The following is a 22745-nucleotide window of genomic DNA, read 5'->3' as shown; positions in this document are numbered from 1 at the left end:
TTCATGTCGACATGCCGATGGCGCGCATCACCAGCCGCAGCGCGCCGGCGGCCAGGCCCAGCGACGCCACGCCGCCGGCCCAGATCAACAGCAGCCACAGCAGCCGGCTGCGCCAGGAGGGCAGGGAGGTCGGCGCGGCCATCAGTGAAACGCCTCGCCGGTGCGCACCTTGCCGCGGAACACGTAATAGGACCAGGCGGTGTACATCAGGATAATCGGAATGATGGCGAGCGCGCCGACCAGGGCGAAGCCCAGGCTCTGCGGCGGCGCGGCCGCGGTCCAGATCGACACGTCCGGCGGGATCACGGCCGGCCAGATGCTGATGCCCAGGCCGCTGTAGCCCAGGAACACCAGGCACAGCGCCAGCACGAACGGCCCCGCGGCGGGCGCGCCGCGCACGCGGCGCATCAGGTCGATGCCGGCGGCCGCCACCAGCAGCGGCACCGGCAGGAACCAGAACATGTTGGGCAGGCTGAACCAGCGCTGGGCGATATGCGGCTGCGCCAGCGGCGTCCACACGCTGAGCGCGGCGATCACCGCCAGCAGCGCCAGCGTCAGCGGCCGCGCCAGCGCGCACATGTGGCGATGCAGGCGGCCCTCGGTCTTCATGATGAGCCAGGTGCAGCCCAGCAGCGCATACGCCACCACCAGGCCGACGCCGGTGAACAGCGAGAACGGGCTGATCCAGTCCCACGGCCCGCCCTGGTAGACGCGGTCGACCACCGGGATGCCTTCGATGTAGGCGCCCAGCGTCACGCCCTGGAAGAAGGTGGCGCAGAGCGAGCCGAGCACGAAAGCGCGGTCCCACATCGCGCGGTGGCGCGGGTCGGCCTTGAAGCGGAACTCGAACGCCACGCCGCGGAAGATCAGGCCCAGCAGCATGAACACCAGCGGCAGGTGCAGCGCGCTCAGGATCACCGAATACGCCAGCGGAAACGCGGCCAGCAGCCCCGCGCCGCCCAGCACCAGCCAGGTCTCGTTGCCGTCCCACACGGGGGCGACGGTGTTGACCATGGCGTCGCGCTCCTCGGCGTCGCCGATCAGCGGAAAGAGGATGCCGATGCCCAGGTCGAAGCCGTCCATCACCACGTACATCATCACGCCGAACAGGATGATGACGGCCCATATCAATGCAAGGTCGATGCCCATGGCCTCAGGCTCCTTTGAATCCAGGTTGCGCGGACGGGGCGTCCGCCGAGGTGGAGGCGGCCGACAGCGGCCGCGACGGCTGGCGCGGTTCGCCCGGGCCGCCGGACAGCGGCGCGTGGCCGGGCGCCGGCGTCGGGCCCATGCGGATCAGGCGCAGCATGTACGACACGCCGGCGCCGAACACGAACAGGTACACCGCCACGAACAGCGCCAGCGTCAGCGTCAATTCGCCCAGGCCGTGGCGGGTGGCGGCGTCGGCGGTGCGCATCACGCCATAGACGACCCATGGCTGGCGGCCGATCTCGGTCACGTACCAGCCGGCCAGGATCGCCACCAGCCCCGACGGCCCCATCCACAGCGCGAAACGCTGCAGCGCGCGCGACTGGTACAGCCGTCCGCGCCAGCGCGCCCACAGCGCCCAGCCGGCCAGCAGGATCATCAGCATGCCCAGCCCCGCCATCACGCGGAACGACCAGAACACCACGGTGGCGTTGGGGCGGTCTTCGGGCGGATACGACTTCAGGCCGGGGAACTGGCCATCCCAGCTATGCGTGAGGATCAGGCTGCCCAGGCGCGGCACGTTGAGCGCGTAGCGGGTCTCTTCGCGCTCCATGTCGGGAATGCCGAACAGCGTCAGCGGCACGCCCGCGCCCGGCTCGTTTTCCCAATGGCCTTCGATCGCGGCGATCTTGGCGGGCTGGTGCTTGAGCGTGTTCAGGCCATGGAAGTCGCCCACCACCGCCTGCAGCGGCGCCGAGATCGCCAGCATGGCCATCGCCATCGCGAACATCTTTTTCACCGCCGGGCTGCGGTCGCCGCGCAGCAGGTGCCAGGCGCCGGACGCGCCCACCATCAGCGCGGTGGCCAGGAACGCCGCGATGCCCATGTGCGCCAGCCGGTAGGGGAACGAGGGATTGAAGATCACCGCCAGCCAGTCGGTCGGCACCACGCGGCCGTCCAGGATCTCGTAGCCCGCGGGGGTCTGCATCCAGCTGTTGGACGCCAGGATCCAGGTGGCCGACACCAGCGTGCCCAGCGCCACCATGATGGTCGAGAAGAAGTGCAGCCCCGGGCCGACGCGCGACCAGCCGAACAGCATCACGCCGAGAAAGCCGGCTTCCAGGAAGAAGGCCGTCAGCACCTCGTAGGCCAGCAGGGGCCCGGTGACGCTGCCGGCAAAATCGGAAAAGAAGCTCCAGTTGGTGCCGAACTGGTACGCCATCACCAGTCCGGACACCACGCCCATGCCGAAATTGACGGCGAAGATCTTGGTCCAGAAGTGGTAGAGGTCGCGGTAGACGGTGTTGCGGGTGCGCAGCCAGCAGCCTTCGAGCACGGCCAGGTAGCTGGCCAGGCCGATGGTGATGGCCGGAAAGATGATGTGGAAGGAAATGGTGAATCCGAACTGTATTCGGGCAAGCAGTAGCGCGTCGCTATCCATGGCGGGTGATTCCTGACTTCAAGGCCCGCGCGTTCCTGCCGCCACCGGGCGGCGCGCGCGGACAGGCTGGTGCCTGTAGCGCCAAGATAGGCCGGTGGCGCTGCGCAGTACAGATTCAGAAGCGTCAGGAAAAAGCGGATCAGTTTGCCGGCCTTCCGCAAGCGGCGTGCCTCTCGCCATAGGGAAAACTGGCTCTTCGCAAGAAAAGGGCCAGATCCCGTCGTTACAAAAAAAGCAGCACAGCGAAAGCGCTGTGCTGCCTGATCCTGCCGTCATGGCGGGGCAAGGGTGGATGCCGGCCCCGGCGGGGGTCAGGCGCGCGCGGCCTCGTCGATCAGCGCCGCGACCTCCTGTGCCCGGGAGGCCAGCGACGCGTGGCTGGCGTCCAGCTTCAGCACCTTGCGCGGCTGCATCCGGGCCGACATCCTTTCCTGGTTCGCCGGGGCGATCATGCGGTCCTGGGTGGACAACTGATACCACGACGGCTTGTGGCGCCAGGCGGGGTCGCTGACCTGGTCGGCAAAGGTGCTGGCCAGCGGCGCCTTCTGCGTCACCGCCATGACCAGCGCGTCGTCGGCGTCCAGGTCCTGGCAGAAGCTCTCGTGGAATTTATCGGCGCGTAGCCATAGATAGCCATCGCTGTCGGGCGCCAGGTTGGGTGCCGCGACGGGCGGATGCTGTTCGGTGATGCCGCCAGGGCTTTCGCCGGCATCGGGCGCGAACGCGGCAATGTAGACCAGCCCGGTCACGTTGGGCTGGTTGCCCGCTTCGGAGATGACCGCGCCGCCGTAGGAGTGGCCCACCAGCAGCACCGGGCCCGCCTGTTGCGCAACCATCTTGCGGGTGCGTTCGGCGTCGTCGGCCAGCGAGGAGAGCGGCAGTTCGACCGCGTGCAGATCCTTGTGTCCCAGTTTGGCCAGGGCCAGGATGACCCGGCTCCAGTGGGCGGCGCCGCCCCAGAATCCATGCGCCAGGATGATGGTTGGTGTGCTGCCCATGGTGGATCTCCCGAAGTAGAGGAGCCACGATCATGCTACGGCGCGGGGCGCCCCGTCACGGGATTTCGCGCGTTTGTTATCGATGGATACCACTATGTCGATTGTGAGGCTGGCAGGCGTTGAGCATAGGGTCAGCGCGTTGCCAGCGCCCGCCGCTGCACCCGCTGGCTCAGCCACACGCTGCCCACCACGATCACCATCCCCGCCATTTGCGCCGCGCTCAGGCGCTGGTCGAGCAAGGCCCAGCCCAGCAGAACGGCCGATACCGGGCTCAGGAAGCCCAGCGACGACACCACCGCGGGTTCCAGCCGCGCCAATCCCCGGAACCAGATCACATAGGTCAGCGCCGCGCCGATGAGCCCCAGATAGGCGATGCCCAGCACATTCAGCGTGGTCACCGGCGGCAGCGCCGGCTCGGCCAGCAAGGCGATGGGCAGGAGCAGCGCGCCGCCGGCGGTCAATTGCCAGGACGTGAAGGCCAGCGCCGACACCGGCGGCTGCCAGCGGCGACTCAGCACGGTGCCCAGCGCCATCGACGCGGCGCTGGCCAGGCCTGCGACCACGCCCACCGGATCCAGCGCCGCCTTGGGGCCCAGCACCAGCAGCGCCACGCCGCCGATGCCGGCCAGCGCCGCCAGCACCGCCAGGCCGCGCACGGGCGTACCCAGCAGGGCGCGCGCCAGCAGGATCACGATGAGCGGCTGGATCGCGCCCAGCGTCGCCGCCACGCCGCCCGGCAGGCGGTAGGCGGCCACGAACAGCAGCGCCCAGAAGATGGAGAAGTTCAGCGCGCCCAGGGTCGCGCTGCGCAGCCACCAGATGCCGTGCGGGATCTGGCGCACCGCCAGCAGCAGCAGGAGGCCGGCCGGCAGGGCGCGCAGCATCGCCACGGTCAGGGGATAGCCCTGCGGCAGCATCAGGGTGGTGACGACGTAGGTGCTGCCCCAGATGGCGGGGGCAGTGGCGGTCAGAAGCAGGTCGGTGCTGCGGCTCATTGCGGGTTCCTGGCGGCCGTCGGTCGCCACGATGGCCGGCCGACGACTTCGAAACCGACAGGCTAATTGATTAGCGTCGATACGATAATATCCATTCTGATGGTGACATCATTCACTGCTGGTAAACAATAAGCGGCCCGTTCATGGACCACCTCACCGCGCTCAAGGTCTTTCGCCAAGTGGTCGAGCAAGGCGGCTTCGCCGCGGCCTCGCGCCAGCTCGGGCTGTCGCCCGCCGCCGTCAGCAAGAACATCGCCGAACTGGAGGCGCATGTGGCGGTGCGCCTGCTGAACCGTACCACCCGCCGCATGAGCCTGACCGAGGCGGGGCGGCAGTACTACGAGCAGGTCGCGCGCATCCTCGATGACCTGCACGATGCCGACATGTCGATGGGGCCGCTGCAGCAGGAACCCACTGGCACGCTGCGGGTCAGCGCGCCCATGTCCCTGAGCCTGACGCTGCTGGCGACCGCCATGCCGCGTTTCCTGGCGCGCCATCCGCGTCTGTCGCTGGACCTGCACCTGGAGGATCGCCGCATCGACCTGATCCGGGAAGGCTTCGACGTGGCCATCCGCGGCAGCGACAGGCTGGAGGAATCCAGCCTGGTGGCGCGCAAGCTGATGACGCTGGAGCATGTGCTGTGCGGCGCGCCGGCCTACCTGCGCCAACATGGCGAGCCACAGGCGCCCGCCGACCTGAGACGCCTGGAATGCGTGCGCTTCACCCTGTCGGGGCATGCCGACGAATGGACCTTCCAGCGCGCCGGCCAGGTCGAACGCGTGCAGGTGCGCGGGCGCTACAAGGTCAATTCCAGCCTGGCGGTGCGCGACGCGTTGCGCGCCGGCCTGGGCGTGAGCCTGGTGCCGCGGGTCTACGTGCAGGCCGACCTGGAGATCGGCGCCTTGCGCCAGGTGCTGACTGATTGGACGCCGGTGGAGACGGACGTGTACGTGGTGTATCCGTCGCGGCGCCATATGGTGGCGAAAGTGCGGGCGCTGGTGGACTTCCTGGTCGAGGAACTGGCGCCGCCGGTGGCCTGAACCGCCGGCGGCGCCGCAGCGCGCGATCCGCTTCAATACATGTGCTGTCCGCCGTTCATGGCGACATTGCTTCCCGTCATGAACGCCGCCGCATCGCTGCAGATGAACGCCACCAGCGCGGCGATTTCGTCGGGCTGGCCCAGCCGGCCCAGCGGAATCTGCGGCAGGATCTTCTCCTTGAGCACGTCTTCCGGCACGGCCTCGACCATGCGCGTGGCCAGGTAGCCCGGCGACACCGTGTTGACCGTGACGCCCTTCCTGGCCAGTTCCAGCGCCAGCGATTTGGTGAAGCCGTGGATGCCGGCCTTGGACGCGGCGTAGTTGGTCTGCCCGAAGGCACCCTTGGAGCCATTCACCGACGAGATGTTGACGATGCGTCCCCAGCCGCGGTCGGCCATCGGCCCGCACAGCGGTTGCGTCATGTTGAACATCGAATCGAGATTGCTGCGCAGCACGTCGTTCCAGTCCGCGTAGCTCATCTTGCGCAGGCTGGCGTCGCGGGTGATGCCGGCGTTGTTGACCAGGATGTCGATCTGGCGGCCCTCGTCCGCCAGGCGCTGGGCCAACGCCTGGCACGAGTCGTAGTCGGCCACGTCGACCTTGGCCATGTCGTAGCGGCGGCCGGCGGCCGCCTCCTCGTCGAGCCATTCGCGCGTGGCCGCCTCGTTGGAGTGGCAGGTAACGATGACGTCATGGCCGGCGTCGAGCAGGGCCCGGGCGATGGCGCGTCCCAGGCAGCCGGTGCCGCCAGTCACGAGCGCGGTGCGTTTATTCGCCATGGCGCGCTCCGAACTGGCTGGCTTCCCGCATGGCCGAGCAGGCCGAGGTCATCTGGTCGCAATACGACGACCACATGCGCGTCAGCGGCGACTCCGCCAGGCCGCCGCTGGCCGCGGCCGAGGCGTTGCGCAGCCAGCCGCTCACCGCCTCGCTGACGCCCGCGGCCAGCGCCGCCTGGTCTTCCAGCGCGGCGTGGGTGATGGCCTGGCTGGCCTCGAGTTGACACTGCCATTGCTTGCGCGTGACCTCGCCCAGCGCGGGCGCGATGTTCTGCCAGTTGCCGTCAAGCTTGAGCGGCGCCAGGGTCGACAGGTACTGGCCGGTGCCGTCGCTGGCCAGGCGCTGGCCCAGCTGCAGCCAGCGCTGCTGGCTTTCGCGCGCCAGTTCGCCCAGGCGCTGGCAGTAGGCGGCATTGGCGCCAGCGAGGTCCTGGGGCGTGGAAGCGGTGGTCTTCTTCATGATGCGTCCTTTTAAAAGAGTGGTAAGGGGCAACGAATGCACAGGCCTCACGCCATCTGGCTGAGGGTCTTGCGGAAACGGGTCAACGAGAAGGCGAACAGGACGCTGCCGATCAGCGCCAGCGCCAGGAACGGTTGCCATACGACGCCAAGGCCGGCGCCACGAAAGAGAATTGCCTGGCCGAGTTCCACGAAATGGGTGGTGGGCGCGGCCAGCATGATGTTCTGCACGAAGTCCGGCATGCTCTCGCGCGGCGTGGTGCCGCCGGACAGCATCTGCAGCGGCAGCAGCACCAGCACCAGCAGCATGCCGAATTGCGGCATGCTGCGCGCGAGGGTGGCCATGAAGATGCCCATGGAGGTGGTCGCGAACAGGTGCAGCGCCACCCCGGCCAGGAACAGCGCCACCGATCCCTCGACCGGCACCTGCAGCAGGCCACGCACGACGAATGTCAACGATAGCGCAGCCGACACCAGGACGACCAGCCCCATGGACCAGACTTTCGCCAGCATGATCTCGGTCGGCGTAACCGGCATGACCAGCAGGTGCTCGATGGTGCCATGCTCGCGCTCGCGGATCAGCGCCGCGCCGGTCAGGATGATGGACAGCATCGTGACGTTGTTGATGATCTCCATCAGGCTGCCGAACCAGGCCTGTGTCAGGTTGGGGTTGAAGCGCATGCGCACCGCCAGGTCCACCGGCAGCTCGGTCGGCTTGCGGTAGCGCTTGACGAATTCGTTGATCTCGTCGGTAATGATCTGCTGGATGTAACTGCTGCCGGTGAACGCCTGGCTCATGCGGGTGGCGTCCACGTTCAACTGGATCTCGGCCGGCCTGCCGGCCAGCACGTCGCGCTGGAAGTTCGGCGGCACGTTGACCACGAAGGTGTAGCGCCCGGCGTCCATGCCGGCGTCGGCCTCGGCCGAGGTGACCATCGCCGGTCGCGTGAAGTGCGGCGGGTAGAACGCCGAGGTGATGCGCGCGGACAGCGGCGAGACGTCCTCGTCCACGACCGCGATGGCCGCGTTGTGCAGCGACTCGGGCACGGCGGTGGCGGCCGTGTAGATCATCAGCGTGAACGACACGAAGATCAGCGCCAGCATCATGGGATCGCGCGCCAGGCTCCACAGTTCCTTGACGCCCAGGCGGAAAATATTGGCGGCATGTCGCGGCATGGTTCAGGTCTCCTGCTTTCTCAGAAGCAGCACCGACGCGCCCAGGATCACGGGGATCGCGACGATCAGGGGCCAGAACGACCCCTGCAGGTTGGAGAAATCCAGCGCCTTGCTGAACACGCCGCGGCTGATGGTGAGCATGTGGGTGGCGGGGTAGACCTGGCCGATCAGCTTGCCGCCGCCTTCCAGCGACGACACCGGGTTGAGCAGGCCGGCGAACTGCACCGCCGGCACCAGCGTGCCGATCATGGTAAAGAACAGCGCCGCGATCTGGCTGCGGGTGAAGGTCGAGGCCAGCAGGCCGATGGCGGTGGCCACCACGTTGTAGATCAGCGCGGCCGCCAGCAGCGTGAGGAAGCTGCCGGTGATCGGCACGCCGAACAGCGTCACCGCCAGCAGCGTCATCAGCAGGAAGTTCAGCATCGCCAGCGCCACGTAGGGCGCCTGCTTGCCCAGCAGGAATTCCAGCCGCGTCACCGGCGTGACGTACAGGTTGATGATCGAACCCAGCTCCTTTTCGCGCACCACCGCCAGCGCGGTCAGCATGGCCGGCATCATCAGCAACAGCAGCGGGATCACGGCTGGCACCATGGCCGGCAGGCTGCGCACGTCGGGGTTGTAGCGAAAGCGCGTCTCGATGCCGACCTGCTGCGTGGCGCCGGCCCCCAGCCGTTCGCGCGCCTGCTGCTGCAGCCAGCCCTGGTGCATGCCCAGCACATAGCCGCGGATGGTCTCGGCGCGCTGCGGCATGGCGCCGTCGATCCAGACGCCGATCTGGGCATCGCGGCCGCGCGCGGCGTCGCGCGCGAAACCCTGCGGAATCTCGATCGCCAGCGACAGTTCGCCGCTGCGCATGCGGGCATCCATGTCCTGGTAGCTGGTGATCGGCGGCTGCTCGATGAAGTAGCGCGAGCCGGCCAGGTTCAGGCTGTAGTTCTGGCTCAGCGCGGTCTGGTCGCGGTCCATCACCGCGTAGCGCAGGTCTTCCACGTCCAGGCTGATGCCAAAGCCGATCACGAACATCAGCAGCAGCGAGCCGGCCAGCGCCAGCGTGGCGCGCACCGGATCGCGGCGCAGTTCCAGCGCCTCGCGCCACATGTAGCTGAACATGCGCTGCAGGCTGAAGCCGCGCGGCGCGTGCACCGGTTCCGGTACTGGCGCGACGGGCGCCGGTTCGATTGCCGGCGACGCGTCGGGCGCCGTGCCCGCGCCCGCGTCGATCAGGTAGGCGATGAAGGCTTCCTCCAGCGTCTTCGCGCCGCGCATGCGGGTGATTTCGTCGGGGGCGGCGCTCACCAGTACCTTGCCGGCGTGCATCAGCGACATGCGGTCGCAGCGCTGCGCCTCGTTCATGAAATGGGTCGAGATGAAGATGGTGACCTGGTCCTGCCGCGCCAGTGCGATCAGCAGGCGCCAGAAGTTGTCGCGCGCCACCGGGTCCACGCCCGAGGTCGGCTCGTCCAGGATCAGCAGCTCGGGCTTGTGCACCATGGCCACCGCCAGCGACAGGCGCTGGCGCACGCCCATCGGCAGCTTCTCGGGCAGATCGTCCAGCGCTTCGCCCAACTCGAAGCGCGCCACCATTTCGTCCACGCGGCCGGGGATGTCCGCTTCGGGCACGTGGAACAGGCGCGCGTGCAGCACCAGGTTCTGGCGCACGGTCAGCTCGCCGTACAACGAAAACGCCTGCGACATGTAGCCGACCCGGCGGCGCGTGTCGAGGTTGCGCGGATCGACCTCGGCGCCGAACAGCCAGGCCTGGCCTTCGCTGGCCGGCAACAGGCCGGTCAGCATCTTCATGGTGGTGGACTTGCCGCAGCCGTTGGAGCCCAGAAAGCCGAAGATCTCGCCCTTGCGGATGCGGAAGTTGACATGGTCCACGGCGACGAAATCACCGAAGCGCATGGTCAGGTCGCGCGCCTCGATGGCGATGGGCGCGTCATCGCCCAGCGCCAGCGGCGTGATCTCGACGGGCTTGTGCCCGCGCCGCTTCTCTTCGGGCAGCAGCGCGATGAAGGCGGCCTCCAGCGAGTCGGCCCCGGTCCGCTGGCGCAGTTCGTCGGGCGTGCCGGTGGCCAGCACCCGGCCGTCGTCCATGGCGATGAGCCAGTCGAAGCGCTGCGCCTCGTCCATGTAGGCGGTGGCGACGATCACGCTCATGCCCGGGCGTTCGCGCCGGATCTGATTGATCAGGTCCCAGAACTGGGCCCGCGCCAGCGGGTCGACGCCGGTGGTGGGTTCGTCCAGGATCAACAGGTCGGGGTCGTGGATCAGCGCGCAGCACAGGCCCAGCTTCTGCTTCATGCCGCCGGACAGCTTGCCCGCCGGGCGCGACAGGAACGCGGCCATGCCAGTGCTGCGCGTCAGGCTGTCGATGCGGCGGCGGCGCTCGGCCTCCCCATGGCCGAACAGGCGGCCGAAGAATTGCAGGTTCTCTTCCACCGACAGGGTGGGGTAGAGATTCTTGCCCAGGCCTTGCGGCATGTAGGCGATGCGCGGGCAGACGTCATCGCGGTGGCGCTTGTCGGCCATGTCGCCGCCCAGCACCTCGACGGCGCCTTCCTGCACCGCGCGCGATCCCGCGATCAGCGCCAGCAGGCTCGACTTGCCCACGCCGTCCGGGCCGATCAGGCCGACCATGCGGCCGGCGGGGATGTCCAGCGAAATGGCGTCCAGCGCCAGCGTCTTGCCGTAGCGCAGCGATACCCCCGACAGCTTGACCACCGGAGCGGGGGAGGCCGTCGTGGTCGCGGCCATCACGGCACCTTGACTTCAAGGTTGGCGGGCCACTGCGCGTCGGCATCCAGTTTCAGCCAGGCCACGCCGGGCAGGCCGGTCTTGACCTGTTGCAGGTGCTGGCGCAGCAGTTCGGGATCGATCTGCGCCTTGACGCGGAACATCAGCTTCTGGCGCTCGGTGGCGGTCTCGACGGTCTTGGGGGTGAACTGCGCGGTGCTGGCCACGAACGACACCTTGGCGGGAATCACATACTGCGGCGCCGCGTCCAGCACGATGCGCACGTCCTGGCCCAGCGCGACGCGGCCGGCCGCCTGTTCCGGCAGGAAGAAGGTCATGTAGACATCGGCCAGGTCGACCATGTTCAGCACCTTGCCGCCCGCGCCCAGCACTTCGCCGGCCTGCGCCACGCGGTACTGCACCCGGCCGTCGCGCGGGGCGCGCAGTTCGCTGTCGGCGATGTCGGCCTCGATGCGGGCGATGGTGGCCAGCGCCGCGTTGACCGCCGACTGGGCGCCCACCTGCGCCGCCTTGGCGGCGTCGATGGCCGCCTGCGCCGCCTTGACCTGGGCGCGCGCGGCGTTGACGGCGGCCTGCGCGCTGCGCATGCGGGCGCGGTCGTCATCCAGTTCCTGGATCGACGAGGCGCCCTCCCTGGACAGGGTCTCGGAGCGCGCCAGGCGTCGGCGCGCGGCGTCCAGCTCGCTTTCGCGCTGCGCCACCACGGCCTCGGCCGCCAGCTTGTCGCTCTCGCGCTGCGCGATCTGGGCGCTGGCGCTGGCGGCGTTGTTGATGGCCTGCTGGTGCTGCGCGCGCGCTTCCTCGCGCTGGGCCTGCAGCGTGTCGATCTGCATGCGGGCCAGCGGCTGGCCGGCGCTGACGAAATCGCCCTCGGCCACCAGCACGTCCTGGACCCGTCCGGCCAGCTTGGTGGCGACGTCGACCTCGGTGGCCTCGATGCGGCCATTGCCGCTGACGAAGCCGGCGCCGGGGCCGGTGTCGGACAGCAGGCGCCAGCCGTAGTAGCCGGCGGCCGCCACGGCCACGATCGCGAGCAGGGGAATCAGTTTTCGGGTGGGCAACTTCATGATGCGGATCCTGTGTTGAGCGGCAGGGGGCCAGGCGGGGTCGCGGGCTGGGCGGCGGCGCGCGCCTGCGTGCCGCCGCCCAGCGCGGCATACAGGCCGACGCGGGCAGACAGCAGCGCGCGGCGGGTCTGCACCAGCGTCTGCTGCGCGGCCAGCAGGTCGCGCTGCGCGTCCAGGACTTCCAGATAGGGCGAGGCGCCGTGGTCGTAGCGCAGCTTGGCCAGGCGCGCGCGGTCGGCCTGCGCGTCCACGGTGGCGCGCAATACCTGGACCTGTTCGGCCAGCCACCGGCGCGCCGACAAGGCGTCGGCAACGTCCTTGAAGGCGCCCTGGATGGCGCGCTCGTAGCTGGCCACGGCCTGATCGCGCCGGACTTCGGCCAGGTCGAGATTGGCGCCGCGGCGTCCGGCGTCGAAGATCGGCAGGTCAATGCTGGGCGCGAAATTCCAGGCGCGGCTGCCGCTGCCGAACAGGCCATCCAGCTCGGCGCTGGCGGTGCCGAATGCGCCGGTCAGCGTGATGCGCGGAAAGAAGGCGGCGCGGGCCGCGCCGATGTTGGCGTTGGCCGCGCGCAGCTGGTGTTCGGCGGCGACGATGTCGGGCCGGTTGGTCAGCAGGTCCGACGGCAGCCCCGCCGGCAGGTCGCGCATGACGCTGTCGTCGTCCAGGCCGGCGCGCGGCAGCGGCAGCGTCAGGGGCTGGCCGGTCAGCAGCTCCAGCGCATGGGCCTGGGTGGCGCGGGCCTGTTCCAGATCGGCGCCCAGCGCCCGGGCCTGCTGCCACAGCGTCTCGACCTGCGTCAGGTCCAGCTTCGAGATCGAGCCGACTTCGTAGCGCCGGCGGAATATGCGCAGCGACTCCTCGCGCGAGGCGATCGTCGCGCGCGTCAGCGCCAGTCGCTCATCCAGTTCGCGCAGCGACAGATAGCTGTCGGCAACCTGCGCGATCAGGGTCAGCGTGGCGGCTTCGGCGGCGGCGTCGGACGCCAGGTAGTTCTCCAGCGCGGCGTCCTTGAGGCTGCGCACGCGGCCCCAGAAGTCCAGCTCCCATGCCGCCATGCCGACGCCGGCCTGGTATTGGCTGGCCACTTGCGGCTGGCCGGTGATGTTCAGGTCGCCCGGCGTGCGGGCGCGGGTGCCGTCCGCGCGCAGGCCGATGGTGGGAAACTGGTCGGCGCGTTGAATGCCATAGAGCGCGCGCGCTTCCTCGACGCGCAGCAGGGCCACGCGCAGGTCGCGGTTGTGGGCCAGGGCGTCGCCGATCAGCCCTTGCAGCACGGGATCGGTGAAGTAGCCGCGCCAGTCGACCCGGGCCGCGCTCAGCGCCGCGCCCCCGGGCGTGGCGGCCTGGTCGGGGTAGGCGGCGGCCACCGGCGCCGCGGGCCGCGCGTATTGTGGCGCCATCGACACGCAGCCCTGCGCCAGCAGCACGGCCAGGGCGGCCGGCGCCAGCCGGGCGGCGCGCCATCGCGAAAGGGGGCGGCGGGTCATGCTCATTTCTCCATCACATAAGCGCCGGGCGCGTCGTCCAGCGCGGGATAGCCTTTGCGCGCGGCGCCCAGGGCGGGAGGGCGGACCGGCTGGCCGGACAGCGCGTCGAGCCAGCCGCGCCAGTGCGGCCACCACGAGCCTTCATGCGGCGTGGCCGCCGCCAGCCAGGCCTCCGGGGTCAGCGCGGGCTGTCCCGCCGCGCGCAGCAGGCTGCGAAAGCGCCGCCGCGGATGGCCCGGTTCGCTGACGATGCCGGCGTTGTGGCCGCCGCTGGTCAGCACGAACGTCAGCGCGGCCGGCGACAGGCCGTGCAGCTTGTAGACCGAACGCCACGGCGCCACATGGTCCGTCTCGGTGCCGACGCAGAAGATCGGCAGGCTCAGGTCCGCCAGTCGCACCGGTCGGCCATCCACGGCGAAGCGGCCGGCGGCCAGGTCGTTGTCCAGGTACAGGTGGCGCAGGTACTGGCCGTGCATGCGCGCGGGCATGCGGGTGGCGTCGGCGTTCCAGGCCTGCAGGTCGGTCATGGGGCGGCGCTGGCCCAGCAGGTATTCGCTGGTCATGCGCGACCACACCAACTGGCGTGCGCGCAACAGTTGGAACGCGCCGCTCATCTGGCGCGCCGGGAAATAGCCCAGCGCCGTCATTTCGGCCTCCATCAGCGCAACCTGGAAGGCATCGATGAACAGGCCCAGCTCGCCGGGTTCGCTGAAGTCGGTCTGCGCCGCCAGCAGGCTCAGGCTGGCCAGGCGGCGGTCGCCGTCGCGCGCCATGGCGCTGGCGGCCATGGCGAGCAGGGTGCCGCCCAGGCAGTAGCCCGTCGCATGTACCCTGGCGCCGGGCATGATGGCCTCGATCGCCGCCAGAGGCTCGCGCACGCCCAGGCGCAGGTAATCCTCCAGGCCCAGGTCGCGATCGGCCGCCGTGGGGTTCTTCCATGACACGCAGAACACCGTGTAGCCCTGGCCGACCAGATAGCGGATCAGCGAGTTGTGGGGCGACAGATCGAGCACGTAGTACTTCATGATCCAGGCCGGCACGATGAGGATCGGCTCGGGCCGCACCCGGCCGGTCGCGGGCCGGTACTGGATCAGCTCGGCCAGGTGATTGCGCAGAATTACCTTGCCGGGGGTGGCGGCAACCTCGTGGCCAGGGCGGAAGTGTTCGGCGCCGGCGGGCGGCAGCCCGGCCCACTGGCGCAGGCCGTCCTCCCAGGCGTGGCAGGCGCCGCGCAGCAGGTTGGCGCCGCTTTCTTCCAGCGTCCGGCGCCACACCAGGGGATTGGTATAGGGATTGTTGTCGGGAGCGAGCGGTTCCAGCCACTGGCGCGCGGCGAAGGCCGCCAGCGCGCGCTGGTGCGGGTCGGCCAGGGGCAGGGCGCGGGCAAACGTGTCCCAGGCCTGCTCGGCCTGCATGAAGCCCTGGCACCACAGCGCAAAGGGCCACTGCCGCCAGGCGTCGTCATCGAACCGGCCTGCGTGCGCCGCATTCTGCTGGGGGGCTGGCGGGGGCGTGATCGGCATGAGGGCTCCGGGGCGCACGGGGGCGGGATTGCCTCGCGTGGGGACGGATCGTCGCGCAACCGGGCTTGTGGCCTGGCGTCGGACAAATCCGACTTCGAAACCATTGTGCCGCCGCTGGCCTGATCAATCCTTGATCAGGATCAAGCTAACGACTGACCGGTCGGTTTTTAATGGAGCGGTTGGCCGGCGGTGCGTCCGCGCGCCAATTCGCACAGGGAGCAGTGGTGATGAGCACGCAACGTCTGCGTCTCCCTCCGACCGTGCGCGTCGGGCAGATCCTCGACGCCGCGCTGCAGGAGTTCTCGGCCGCCGGCTATGCCGGCGCCCGCATGGACGACATCGCCTTGCGCGCGGGGTTGTCCAAGGGAGGCCTGTACGCGCACTTCGCCAGCAAGGAAGAGGTCTTCGAGGCGCTGCTGGCGCGCTACCTCTGTCCGCCCCGTCTCGATGCCCGCGCCCTGGTCGAAGGCTCCTCCAGCCCCCGCCACCTGGCCGAGCGGCTCGTCAATCATCTCTATGCCAGCCTCGCCAACCCCGCCATGATCGCCGCCATGCGCCTGCTGCTGGCCGAAAGCCTGCGCGTGCCGCACCTGGCGCGCCGCTGGCGCGAACAGACCGCCGACGCCCACCAGGCCGACATCGCGCAATTGCTGGAACTGGCCCGCGCGCGCGGCCTGTGCGGTGATGGCGCTGCGCTGCGGCACCCTTGGCTGCTGTTGTCGCCGGTGGTCCACGCCATCTTCATGGCGATCCTGCTGGGACCGGATGAACGCCTCAACCTGCCGCAGCGGCGCGAGGCGCACGTGGCGCTGATCTGCGATCTGCTGTAGCGACACGCACGGAAATCCGCCCGGCATGGCCGCCGAGCGACGGCGCCGTCATGATGCGCGGGGTGCGGCCTCCCTGTATCCTTGCGTCACCCCCACGACTGACGCTGCGAGGACGATGTGCCCACTTCAGGAATGACGGTCCGCGTGCCGTCCTGGCGCTATTTTCCGGTGGCGCTGGCCCTGGTGCTGCCCGTGCTCGGCTGCATCGGCTGGACCTGGCTGCACGCGTTGAGCACCGAACGCGCCGAGGCCGCCACGGCGGGGCGGATCGTGCGGGTGCAGACCGAGCAGATCCTGGCCCGCGCCCTCGATATCCTGCCGCGCGTCACGGCCCTGTCGGCGCAGCCCTGCCAGACCGCGCGCGCCGACCTGTACCGCTGGGGCACGCTCAATCCGTATTTCCGTTCGCTGTTGCTGGTCAAGCAAGAACACATCTATTGCTCGTCGGCCCTGGGCGAGGTGGACTACGAGACCGGCGCGTTCCACCGCTGGCCTGTCGGCACGCCGCCGACGCAATGGTTCGTCAGCGTGGCCGGCACACCGCTGGCGCCGGAGCGGTCGGCCCTGCTGCTGGGCATGGCCGGCGAGGACGGCCGGGGCGGCGTGGTGGTCGTCGACGGACGCTACGTCCAAGACCTGCTCAACGCAGTGTCGTCGCTGGGGGCTTACCAGCTGGAGGTCTCGTTGGGCGGCGGCGCGCCCATCCGCAATGACGCATGGGGAGCGGCCGCCGTCGAGCGCTTGTTCGAGTCGGCCGAGCCGGTGGCCGGCCACGGCGACCTGGTCGTCAGGGTGATGGCGCCAGCCGAAACCGTGGTGCGCGCCTGGCAGCAGCTGCTGCTCACGTATCTGCCCGTCGCCATGCTGTGCGGCGCATTGCTGGCCTTCGGCGCCTACCGGCTGCAGGTGAACCGGCAATCGTTCAAGGAACAGCTGCGCCGCGCCATGCTGGCCGACGAGTTCCATGTCGAGTACCAGCCGGTGTATGGCCAGGCCACCGGCCGCTGCGAGGGCGCCGAGGCCCTGATGCGCTGGGACCGGCCCGGCGTGGGGGCGGTGCGGCCCGACATCTTCATCGCGGCGGCGGAGGCCGAGGACATGATCGTGCCGCTGACGCAGCATCTGCTCAAGCTGATCCAGCGCGACATGCAAGGCTGGGCGACGCCGCCGGACTTCCATATCGCCGTGAACGTGGCGCCCGAGCACCTGTCCTGCCCGACGCTGGTGGCGGACGTGCAGGCCTTTCGCGCCGCCATCCGGCCGTCGTTGATGGTGCTGGAAATCACCGAGCGCAGCCTGATCACCGACAACGGCCAGGCCCGCGCCAACATCGACGCGCTGCGCGGACAGGGCGTATTCGTGGCCATCGACGATTTCGGCACGGGCCATTGCTCCCTGTCGTACCTGCAGAAATTTCCGGTCGACTATCTCAAGATCGACAAAGGCTTCGTGCAGGCCATCCAGGCCGATGGCGAAGAGGCGCCGGTGCTGGACGTGATCATCATGCTGTCGCACCGGCTGGGCCTGGCGGTGGTGGCCGAAGGGGTGGAAACGCCGCAGCAGTTCGATTACCTGACCAGCCGCGGTGTGGCCTTCATCCAGGGCTACCTGTTCGCGCGACCCATGCGGTCGGCCGATTTCGTGCGCTGGTATGCCGAGAATGCGGGCGCGCCGCGCATGCGCGGCGCGCCGCCCGGTTGAGGCGCTAGCGCCAGCAGGCGCAGTCCGCGCCATCGTGGACGAACGGCACCGTCAGGCGCGGCAGGGTCAGCAGCGAGAAGCGATTGCTGAACGACCACGGGCCGGCCGCGCGCGGCGCGTCGGCCTGGGCGTCGCACCGGCACGCGTGCTCGCGCGCATCATCGCCATTGCCACAGGCGCAAGCCACCGCCACCCCCAACAGCAGTAGCGCGGCGAGCAGCGCCAGCGCCGCGAGAGTGAGTTTCATGATTTATCTGTCGTGATAAAAAATTATTGTAAAACGATAATTTATTGCTACACTACAGCAACCTAATCATCCGAGCAACGTGTTCCGGAGCCTCCCTTGGCCGCAGCGCTGACTTCCTCGCCGACCCATGAATCCGCCATTGCCGCCGAGGGCGGCGCACGGCTCGACCGCATCCGCCGCCTGTCGCGTTGGATGCGCGGCCTGCTGATCGCGGCCGCGGTGCTGCTGGTGACCGCTCTGGTCGCCATGTGGTTCTTCACCTCCGAGGCCGTACTGGCCCGGGGCATCTATTCTTTCCTCGGTGTCACGGCGGCGGTGCCGGCGTCCGAGGGCGTGCACATCGGGCTGGCCTCGCCGGCCAGCGTGCCGCGCCTGCAGTTGGGGCCGGGCTACCGGGTGCTGGGTTTCGCGCTGTTCGGCGTGCTGGCGGGGCTGGCCTTGCGCGGCATCGCCCATGCCTATGCCATGTTCGCCGACTTCGGTCGCGGCGACGTGCTGACCGTCGCCAGCGCGCGCCGCCTGCGCGGCATCGCCGTGTTGGTCACCGTGTTCAGCGCGGCCGTGCCGGTGCTCAAGACGGTGCTGGTGCTGGCCCTGACGCTGGCCAATGGGCCGGGCGGACGCCACATGCTCATCGACATCGATGTCAGCGACATCCTGCTGGCCCTGCTCGGCGGCCTGTTGTTCTCGCTGGCCTGGGCCATGGAAGAGGCGGCCCGGGTCGCGGAAGAGAATCGGGGTTTCATCTGATGGCGATCATCGTACGGCTGGACGTGATGCTGGCGCAGCGCAAGATGAAAGCGCGCCAGCTGGCCCAGGAGATCGGTATTACCGAGCCGAACCTGTCGCTGCTCAAGTCGGGCAAGGTCAAGGGCATGCGTTTCGATACGCTGGAGCGCATCTGCGAAGTGCTGCAATGCCAACCCGGCGACCTGCTCGAATACCAACCCGGCCCGGGGCCGGGCGATGCAGAGCCCGACTGACGTCATTCCCCTTTTGTGGCTTTCCGTTCCAGCGCCCGGTTTGCGGCCAGGCGCCGGCTTTCCACGTCCTTTTGATGGATGCCTGCTGTCATGCAAACTCTGTCCGCGCTGTCCCGCGATACGTTGCGCCTCGCTTCCCTCCTGGCCTGCGTCGCCACGCTGGCGGCCTGCGCGCCAACCGCGCTGGCGCCAGGCGCCGCCGCCAGCGTGCGCATCACCCACAACGAACCCGGCAAGGAGTGCGTATTCCTGGGCGACGTCACCGGCAGCCAGGGCAATTTCCTGGCGGGGGCGATCACCTCCAACGCCGATCTTGAGACGGGCGCGCGCGACGACTTGAAGAACCGCGCCGCGGCGATGGGTGGCAACGTGGTGTATCTGTTGACGCAGCGTGCCGGCCAGACCGGCGGCAAGGATCACCTGGAGCAGACTAACGTCACGCTGTCGGGCAACGTCTACCGCTGTGGTTGACGCCGTGGGGAACGGCGCGCCGCGCCGGCCGGATCAGCCGGCCTTGGCCTGCGGCGCGGCCTTGGCGAAGAACAGGTCAGTGATGGACTGGCTGTCCAGGGGTTCGCCGTTGATGGTGCGCGTCAGCAATTCCGCGCCCAGCAATTGCACCGAGAACACCAGGTCGGGCTGCACCCGGCGGATTTTTTCGAGGTGCTTGCTGGTGTTGACCAGGGCCACGGTCTTGGCGCCCTGTTCGCCGGTGGCCTCCTTGGCGGCCAGCACGATGAAGGCGTTTTCGGCGTCGTCCTCGCGCAGCGCCAGCACATAGCGCGCGCGGGCCACGCCCGCGCTGCGCAGCACCTCGACGCTGGACGGATCGCCTTCGATCAGGTCCGTGGCCGCCGGGTATTCCTGCGGCGCGCCGGCGGGCACGATGACCGTGACCTCGTCGCCGCGGCGGCGCAGGCCGTCGTAGACGCTCAGGGCCAGTGGCGTGGCGCCGGCGATGATGATGTGGTTTTTTCTCATGGCGTTGGAAAACCGGCCCTTGACCAGCCGCTTCAGGTTGCCGCCGATCACCGGGCCGGCGATCGCGCTGACGGAGGTGGCGAAGACGGTGATGCCAAGAATGATAATCGACGCGGTGAACAGCCGCGCCGCGTTGCTGTGCGGCGTGATGTCGCCATAGCCCACCGTCGACATCGAGACGATGGAGAAATACAACGCGGTCGCCGCGTCCTTGATGGGCGGGTTGAATTCCTCGCCCAGGTACAGCGTGCCGAACACCGCGTAGATCAGCAGCGACACGATGCTGACCAGGGCGAAGAGCGAACCCGCGGTCACGCTGGCGCGGTCGAAGCGGCGCCAGTAGGCGACCAGCGCGACCACCAGCACCAAGGTATAGATGCCCAGCCCGGCCCGTCCGCCCTCGCCCAGGATGGCGAAGGTGCCGATGCCGATCAGCAGCACCAGCGAGAAGGCCCACGCGATGCGCGCCTTCAGGATCAGCCCGATGGCGATGATCTGCAGGCCCACGCCCAGCACCAGTCGCGGGATCTCCAGCAGGCCCACCACCTGCATCACGTCATGCCAGTTGTCCAGCGCCAGCCAGAAGGAATATTCGCGCGCGCGCACTTCGCGCAGCACCGGATGCATGAAGGCATACCCATCCAGAGCCACCAGGATGGCAAGGCACCAGTTGGGCGGAACCAGGGAGAACACACGGCGCACGCGGCGCGCGAGACCGGGCAGGGGATTGAACATGGCGGGGGCATCCTTTGCCTGCATTCTATAGGCGCCCGCGTGGAGCTTGCTATATCCAATATGTATAGAAGGCTATCAACAAAGAATTACTTGAATCGGGCCCGACGTCCTAAACTTCTTTCATCACGCGGCTATCCGAAAGGAACGCCGCTGATACGGGCGATAAGCCCGCCAGCAGCCAGGGCGGACAAATCCCCGGGCGTTATCACGCTGCAGCTTGGGTGGGGACTAGAGACCCCGGCCGGGCTCACGGCCAGTCCGTGCGTGAGTAGTATGAGGCACGAATGTTGGAATCGCGTGATCTAGGTAGAAGGCATCAGTGCCGGCTGATGACTCCAGGCTCACGTGTTGTTTTAGCGCGGCGTCTTACCTTCGGGGCAGCGCCGCGTTTTTTTCGCCTCGCGCCAGCCGCCCCATAGCGTATCAATAAGATGGCGCGTTCGCATCCACCGTGTCGCGGCGCCAATCCTCCTGTCCTTCCGGACGACCTTCCTCCCCAGCCTCCCGCGGATCCAGTTCCAGCGCGATATCCGCCGCGAACATGTAGCCCCAGCCATGCACGGCGCGGATCGGCAGCGTCATGTGGTGGGCGGTCGCCTTGCGCCGCAGGCGGCTGATCATCACATCGACGAAGCGGCGCCGCGTGATGACGCCGTCGGCATCCTCGGCCCCGTCTGGATAGAAGGCATCGCGGCTGACCTTGCGGTCGGGCGCCTTGACCAGCCGTGTCAGGAAGTCCCGTTCGCCCGTGGTCAGCCCCAGGCTGCGGCCGACGGGGCTGATCAGGGTCCAGCCCTTGTTGGCCAACCGCCAGGTTTCCTGTTGCGGTTCGTCGTGCGCCGGCTCGACCACCGGGTCGGACAGGTCCAGGCCGACGGCGCGCCGCACCAGCGCCTGCAGCACCGCCGCCAGCTCCAGTCCCGTCACCTCCGGCGGCAGGCAGGCATCGGCGCCGCACAGCAGGGTGCGGATGCGGTTTTCCTGGGAACCGAACGGCGCGATGGCGACGATGCCCAGGCTGCGGTCGATGGCGCGCAGCCGCACGGCGGCGTTGTGGATGTCCGGCAGGGGCGCTTCCAGGATGACCAGCGGACTGGGGCGGCGCGAATAGCGGTCGTAGACGTCGGCCAGGTCGTGGCAGCGCCGCACGCTGAAGCCCAGATGCGACAGGGCCTCGACCAGCCCGATGTGGTGGGCGCCGTCGCGGCCGAGAAAGATGACATCGAGGGTGTTGTTCATGGATGCCAGCCTGCGCCTGCGACCGCGTGATTCCTGCGTGTCATGCCCCTCTCCCTGTGCTGCGCCATGATGTGGCGGCATCTGGCGGTGTTGTCTGGTGGCGGGCGAAGGTCTGAACTGTGTTGATCCGCGTCTGGGCCGCGGCGGCGGTCGGGGTCTGGGCGGCGCTTGGCTCGGGCGCGTTGCGCCCTGGCCGCCGAGGATCCGATTCCGCATGGAAGTCACGCCCGTGTTTCATTTAAACACGGGCGTGTTTTTTTGTGAAGATAAGTTTCTGTAGTTTCTGCTGGTAACAGTGGCGGTGGAGCGTATTGCCGCGAAGCGCTTGAAACGCTGTTCGTTTGTGCCGCTGCGACAATAAGATATTAAGTATTACCGATACATTATTTTCTATTTTCAATCCCGGAAAGCACATAAACTCGCCCGGATTTATCCCCGCCGTGCGGCCATCGGGCGCGCGAGGAGAGCTCGGGCGCGCATCGCGGGCATGGACGCAAGCCGATGATAGCAATGGTTTTTTTTGCGGTGCCGCGAAGCGGGTCGCGATGGCGCGGCGGTGGGGACGGGCGTGGGCCGCGGGGCTTGCCGCGATTTACGGATTAGCCACGGAATTGGGGTGTAATCCGTTTATTTGACGGCAGTATTGAGATGTTTTAATCAAATAAATAAATTCATATTAATGTCTCAGGTTGATCGATTGGACACGTTTAGCCATCGTCTGCGCAATGCAAGAATGCTTCAGGGATGGACACAGAAGGACCTGGCAGTCGCGAGCAACCTGTCGCAAAGCGCCATCGGCAACTATGAAAGCGGCCAGCGCCTGCAACCCTCCAGCGATGCGCTCATCAAGCTGACCCGCGCGCTGAGGGTCAATCCCATGTGGCTCAGCACCGGCGAGGGGCCGATGCTCGACGCCGGTCATGCCGAAACCGTCGCCAGCGCCGACGGCCGCGCCGAAGCGCCGCCCTGGCCCTTCGAAACGGTGTCGTACGCCACTTATGCACGCCTGAGCCTGCAGGAGAAGCGCCAGATCGAACAGGTACTGGCGGCCTACATCAAGGCGCGCGGCGAATAGTCGAAGGCGCGCGAGGCATCGTTCCCGCGGCCGCGCCGGCCGCGCGCGCCTGGGGCCGCGGCGCGCCGGCGCGTGTCGCG

Annotated in this window: 22 protein-coding genes; 7 read left to right on the top strand and 15 right to left on the bottom strand. The window is 68.4% G+C overall.

Going from position 1 to position 22745, the window contains the following annotated elements:
- Nucleotide 1: 1 nt before the first annotated feature.
- From HV742_RS08415 to HV742_RS08395, 5 genes are all read right to left on the bottom strand, one after another.
- Complete coding sequence (locus tag HV742_RS08415; protein ID WP_080977493.1) at nt 2-142, bottom strand: DUF2474 family protein; 141 nt, start codon at nt 140-142, stop codon at nt 2-4.
- On the bottom strand, nt 142-1149 hold the full coding sequence (gene cydB / locus HV742_RS08410) for a cytochrome d ubiquinol oxidase subunit II (RefSeq protein WP_175144812.1): 1008 nt from the start codon (nt 1147-1149) through the stop codon (nt 142-144). The genes HV742_RS08415 and cydB overlap by 1 nt, the downstream gene beginning before the upstream one ends.
- A 4-nt stretch (nt 1150-1153) precedes the next feature.
- Nucleotides 1154-2590 carry a cytochrome ubiquinol oxidase subunit I gene (locus HV742_RS08405; RefSeq protein ID WP_054414937.1) on the bottom strand — a complete coding sequence of 479 codons (1437 nt, stop codon included), beginning with the start codon at nt 2588-2590 and terminating at the stop codon, nt 1154-1156.
- Nucleotides 2591-2901: 311 nt separating this feature from the next.
- Nucleotides 2902-3588: an alpha/beta hydrolase gene (locus tag HV742_RS08400; RefSeq protein WP_175144811.1), complete on the bottom strand. Its 687-nt coding sequence runs from the start codon at nt 3586-3588 to the stop codon at nt 2902-2904.
- A gap of 131 nt (nt 3589-3719) precedes the next feature.
- On the bottom strand, nt 3720-4583 hold the full coding sequence (locus HV742_RS08395; protein WP_054516005.1) for an EamA family transporter: 864 nt from the start codon (nt 4581-4583) through the stop codon (nt 3720-3722).
- 143 nt (nt 4584-4726) lie between these two features.
- On the opposite strand from HV742_RS08395, the gene HV742_RS08390 reads away from it, so the two are divergent.
- Entirely contained in the window at nt 4727-5623 is an 897-nt protein-coding gene (locus HV742_RS08390; RefSeq protein WP_175144810.1) for a LysR family transcriptional regulator, read from the top strand.
- 32 nt (nt 5624-5655) lie between these two features.
- On the opposite strand, the gene phbB is transcribed toward HV742_RS08390, so the two are convergent.
- Genes phbB through HV742_RS08355 form a run of 7 tightly spaced genes read right to left on the bottom strand, consistent with a single transcriptional unit; the run spans nt 5656 to nt 14874 of the window.
- Nucleotides 5656-6402: an acetoacetyl-CoA reductase gene (phbB, locus tag HV742_RS08385; protein WP_175144809.1), complete on the bottom strand. Its 747-nt coding sequence runs from the start codon at nt 6400-6402 to the stop codon at nt 5656-5658.
- A complete protein-coding gene (locus tag HV742_RS08380; RefSeq protein WP_374700495.1) occupies nt 6392-6865 on the bottom strand; it encodes a hypothetical protein in 474 nt (157 codons plus the stop codon). The genes phbB and HV742_RS08380 overlap by 11 nt, the downstream gene beginning before the upstream one ends.
- Before the next feature lie 44 nt (nt 6866-6909).
- Nucleotides 6910-8037: an ABC transporter permease gene (locus HV742_RS08375; RefSeq protein ID WP_063585029.1), complete on the bottom strand. Its 1128-nt coding sequence runs from the start codon at nt 8035-8037 to the stop codon at nt 6910-6912.
- A 3-nt stretch (nt 8038-8040) separates the two neighbouring features.
- Nucleotides 8041-10794: a ribosome-associated ATPase/putative transporter RbbA gene (rbbA, locus tag HV742_RS08370; protein WP_175144808.1), complete on the bottom strand. Its 2754-nt coding sequence runs from the start codon at nt 10792-10794 to the stop codon at nt 8041-8043.
- On the bottom strand, nt 10794-11861 hold the full coding sequence (locus HV742_RS08365) for an HlyD family secretion protein (protein ID WP_063582118.1): 1068 nt from the start codon (nt 11859-11861) through the stop codon (nt 10794-10796). Before HV742_RS08365 ends, rbbA begins: the two co-directional genes overlap by 1 nt.
- Nucleotides 11858-13351 (bottom strand): efflux transporter outer membrane subunit, encoded by a 1494-nt coding sequence (locus tag HV742_RS08360; protein WP_175144807.1) that lies wholly within the window; start codon nt 13349-13351, stop codon nt 11858-11860. Before HV742_RS08360 ends, HV742_RS08365 begins: the two co-directional genes overlap by 4 nt.
- Before the next feature lie 2 nt (nt 13352-13353).
- Nucleotides 13354-14874, bottom strand: a complete 1521-nt coding sequence (locus HV742_RS08355) for a PHA/PHB synthase family protein (RefSeq protein ID WP_175144806.1) — start codon at nt 14872-14874, stop codon at nt 13354-13356.
- Between the two features lie 227 nt (nt 14875-15101).
- On the opposite strand from HV742_RS08355, the gene HV742_RS08350 reads away from it, so the two are divergent.
- Nucleotides 15102-15704, top strand: a complete 603-nt coding sequence (locus HV742_RS08350) for a TetR/AcrR family transcriptional regulator (protein ID WP_049076280.1) — start codon at nt 15102-15104, stop codon at nt 15702-15704.
- A gap of 132 nt (nt 15705-15836) precedes the next feature.
- On the top strand, nt 15837-17405 hold the full coding sequence (locus tag HV742_RS08345; RefSeq protein ID WP_100507561.1) for an EAL domain-containing protein: 1569 nt from the start codon (nt 15837-15839) through the stop codon (nt 17403-17405).
- A gap of 4 nt (nt 17406-17409) precedes the next feature.
- Here HV742_RS08345 and HV742_RS08340 read toward each other — a convergent pair whose 3' ends face one another.
- Nucleotides 17410-17652, bottom strand: coding sequence for a hypothetical protein (locus tag HV742_RS08340; RefSeq protein ID WP_049076277.1), 243 nt, complete (start codon nt 17650-17652; stop codon nt 17410-17412).
- A gap of 96 nt (nt 17653-17748) precedes the next feature.
- Here HV742_RS08340 and HV742_RS08335 point away from each other — a divergent pair, with 96 nt between their 5' ends.
- The 3 genes from HV742_RS08335 to HV742_RS08325 all read left to right on the top strand — a co-directional run bounded on the left by HV742_RS08335 (nt 17749) and on the right by HV742_RS08325 (nt 19106).
- Entirely contained in the window at nt 17749-18402 is a 654-nt protein-coding gene (locus HV742_RS08335) for a hypothetical protein (protein WP_175144805.1), read from the top strand.
- Entirely contained in the window at nt 18402-18635 is a 234-nt protein-coding gene (locus tag HV742_RS08330; protein ID WP_175144804.1) for a helix-turn-helix domain-containing protein, read from the top strand. Before HV742_RS08335 ends, HV742_RS08330 begins: the two co-directional genes overlap by 1 nt.
- Before the next feature lie 90 nt (nt 18636-18725).
- Entirely contained in the window at nt 18726-19106 is a 381-nt protein-coding gene (locus tag HV742_RS08325; RefSeq protein ID WP_254601007.1) for a DUF4156 domain-containing protein, read from the top strand.
- Between the two features lie 33 nt (nt 19107-19139).
- Here HV742_RS08325 and kch read toward each other — a convergent pair whose 3' ends face one another.
- Together kch and HV742_RS08315 are read right to left on the bottom strand one after the other, a co-directional pair.
- The gene (gene kch / locus HV742_RS08320; RefSeq protein WP_175144803.1) at nt 19140-20351 is read right to left on the bottom strand and encodes a voltage-gated potassium channel protein; all 1212 of its coding nucleotides are present in this window, start codon (nt 20349-20351) and stop codon (nt 19140-19142) included.
- Nucleotides 20352-20774: 423 nt separating this feature from the next.
- Nucleotides 20775-21590: a winged helix-turn-helix domain-containing protein gene (locus HV742_RS08315; RefSeq protein WP_049076269.1), complete on the bottom strand. Its 816-nt coding sequence runs from the start codon at nt 21588-21590 to the stop codon at nt 20775-20777.
- Between the two features lie 679 nt (nt 21591-22269).
- Here HV742_RS08315 and HV742_RS08310 point away from each other — a divergent pair.
- Complete coding sequence (locus HV742_RS08310) at nt 22270-22665, top strand: helix-turn-helix domain-containing protein (RefSeq protein ID WP_081330259.1); 396 nt, start codon at nt 22270-22272, stop codon at nt 22663-22665.
- Nucleotides 22666-22745 lie beyond the last annotated feature (80 nt).

It is taken from the genome of Achromobacter ruhlandii, assembly GCF_902859695.1.
Classification (GTDB): Bacteria; Pseudomonadota; Gammaproteobacteria; order Burkholderiales; family Burkholderiaceae_B; genus Achromobacter; species Achromobacter ruhlandii.
The sequence above is the reverse complement of the archived record's forward strand: the minus strand, read 5'-3'. Positions and strand labels throughout refer to the sequence as shown.

Bases quoted from the DNA above. Each gene is read 5' to 3' on its own strand.
- HV742_RS08415 (WP_080977493.1), bottom strand. From the start codon at position 142: ATGGCCGCGCCGACCTCCCTGCCCTCCTGGCGCAGCCGGCTGCTGTGG.
- cydB (WP_175144812.1), bottom strand. From the start codon at position 1,149: ATGGGCATCGACCTTGCATTGATATGGGCCGTCATCATCCTGTTCGGC.
- HV742_RS08405 (WP_054414937.1), bottom strand. From the start codon at position 2,590: ATGGATAGCGACGCGCTACTGCTTGCCCGAATACAGTTCGGATTCACC.
- HV742_RS08400 (WP_175144811.1), bottom strand. From the start codon at position 3,588: ATGGGCAGCACACCAACCATCATCCTGGCGCATGGATTCTGGGGCGGC.
- HV742_RS08395 (WP_054516005.1), bottom strand. From the start codon at position 4,583: ATGAGCCGCAGCACCGACCTGCTTCTGACCGCCACTGCCCCCGCCATC.
- HV742_RS08390 (WP_175144810.1), top strand. From the start codon at position 4,727: ATGGACCACCTCACCGCGCTCAAGGTCTTTCGCCAAGTGGTCGAGCAA.
- phbB (WP_175144809.1), bottom strand. From the start codon at position 6,402: ATGGCGAATAAACGCACCGCGCTCGTGACTGGCGGCACCGGCTGCCTG.
- HV742_RS08375 (WP_063585029.1), bottom strand. From the start codon at position 8,037: ATGCCGCGACATGCCGCCAATATTTTCCGCCTGGGCGTCAAGGAACTG.
- rbbA (WP_175144808.1), bottom strand. From the start codon at position 10,794: ATGGCCGCGACCACGACGGCCTCCCCCGCTCCGGTGGTCAAGCTGTCG.
- HV742_RS08365 (WP_063582118.1), bottom strand. From the start codon at position 11,861: ATGAAGTTGCCCACCCGAAAACTGATTCCCCTGCTCGCGATCGTGGCC.
- HV742_RS08360 (WP_175144807.1), bottom strand. From the start codon at position 13,351: ATGACCCGCCGCCCCCTTTCGCGATGGCGCGCCGCCCGGCTGGCGCCG.
- HV742_RS08355 (WP_175144806.1), bottom strand. From the start codon at position 14,874: ATGCCGATCACGCCCCCGCCAGCCCCCCAGCAGAATGCGGCGCACGCA.
- HV742_RS08350 (WP_049076280.1), top strand. From the start codon at position 15,102: ATGAGCACGCAACGTCTGCGTCTCCCTCCGACCGTGCGCGTCGGGCAG.
- HV742_RS08345 (WP_100507561.1), top strand. From the start codon at position 15,837: ATGACGGTCCGCGTGCCGTCCTGGCGCTATTTTCCGGTGGCGCTGGCC.
- HV742_RS08340 (WP_049076277.1), bottom strand. From the start codon at position 17,652: ATGAAACTCACTCTCGCGGCGCTGGCGCTGCTCGCCGCGCTACTGCTG.
- HV742_RS08330 (WP_175144804.1), top strand. From the start codon at position 18,402: ATGGCGATCATCGTACGGCTGGACGTGATGCTGGCGCAGCGCAAGATG.
- HV742_RS08325 (WP_254601007.1), top strand. From the start codon at position 18,726: ATGCAAACTCTGTCCGCGCTGTCCCGCGATACGTTGCGCCTCGCTTCC.
- kch (WP_175144803.1), bottom strand. From the start codon at position 20,351: ATGTTCAATCCCCTGCCCGGTCTCGCGCGCCGCGTGCGCCGTGTGTTC.
- HV742_RS08315 (WP_049076269.1), bottom strand. From the start codon at position 21,590: ATGAACAACACCCTCGATGTCATCTTTCTCGGCCGCGACGGCGCCCAC.
- HV742_RS08310 (WP_081330259.1), top strand. From the start codon at position 22,270: ATGTCTCAGGTTGATCGATTGGACACGTTTAGCCATCGTCTGCGCAAT.